The organism is Lacinutrix sp. MEBiC02404, assembly GCF_053601575.1.
The window spans coordinates 1-846 of the sequence record NZ_JBSHNV010000130.1 but is presented as its reverse complement, the minus strand read 5'-3'; the positions used below and the strand labels follow the sequence as shown (position 1 = coordinate 846).

The 846-nt window shown below is 29.2% G+C and carries 1 protein-coding gene; it reads right to left on the bottom strand.

Annotation, left to right across the window (positions count from 1 at the left end):
- Positions 1 to 385 precede the first annotated feature (385 nt).
- On the bottom strand, positions 386 to 772 hold the full coding sequence (locus tag ACVCXO_RS03680) for a GxxExxY protein (RefSeq protein WP_452228244.1): 387 nt from the start codon (positions 770 to 772) through the stop codon (positions 386 to 388).
- Between the last annotated feature and the right edge of the window lie 74 nt (positions 773 to 846).

The following is an 846-nucleotide window of genomic DNA, read 5'->3' as shown; positions in this document are numbered from 1 at the left end:
CATTATAAACTTTAAAAATCCCTCCTCTGATTATATAGGATAATTCATTTTCTGTTTTTTCTTCCATAAATTACTTGTTTTTTCTCCCGCTGATTACAACGATTACCACAGATTCTTTTAGTCTCCTTTCTGCGTAAATCTGAGAAATCCGCGGGAAACTACTTTATAACCCGTTTACTTTTCTAAAAATCCCTTTTATTATACTCGCAAAATTGAAGTTTACTATATAGACTTTAAAAATCCCTCCTCTGATTATATAGGATAATTCATTTCCTGTATTTCCTTCCATAAATTACTTATTTTTTCTCCCGTAGTTTTCAACGATTACCACAGATTCTTTTAGTCTCATTTCTGCGTAAATCTGAGAAATCCGTGGGAAACTATTTTATAACCCGTTTACTTTTCTGAAAATCCCTTTTGTTATATCATCAACATTGAAGTTCACTAAAATGCCTAGTTTTATTTCTGAAAGCTTTAAATATGTTAAAACTTGTTTATGATGAACTTTCGCTAAAATTTCTACTGATTTAATTTCTATTATTACTTTATTATTCACTAATAAATCTAATCGGTAACCAATTTCTAATTCTATACCATCATAAAATATAGGTAATGCTACTTGTCGTTTTACAGATAATCCTTGCTTTTCTAATTCATACATTAAAACGCTTTCATATACAGATTCTAATAAACCTGGACCTAATTCATTATAAACTTTAAAAATCCCTCCTCTGATTATATAGGATAATTCATTTTCTGTTTTTTCTTCCATAAATTACTTGTTTTTTCTCCCGCTGATTACAACGATTACCACAGATTCTTTTAGTCTCCTTTCTGCGTAAATCT

Excerpts from the sequence above, each read along its gene's own strand:
- ACVCXO_RS03680 (WP_452228244.1), bottom strand. The coding sequence starts at position 772 with ATGGAAGAAAAAACAGAAAATGAATTATCCTATATAATCAGAGGAGGG.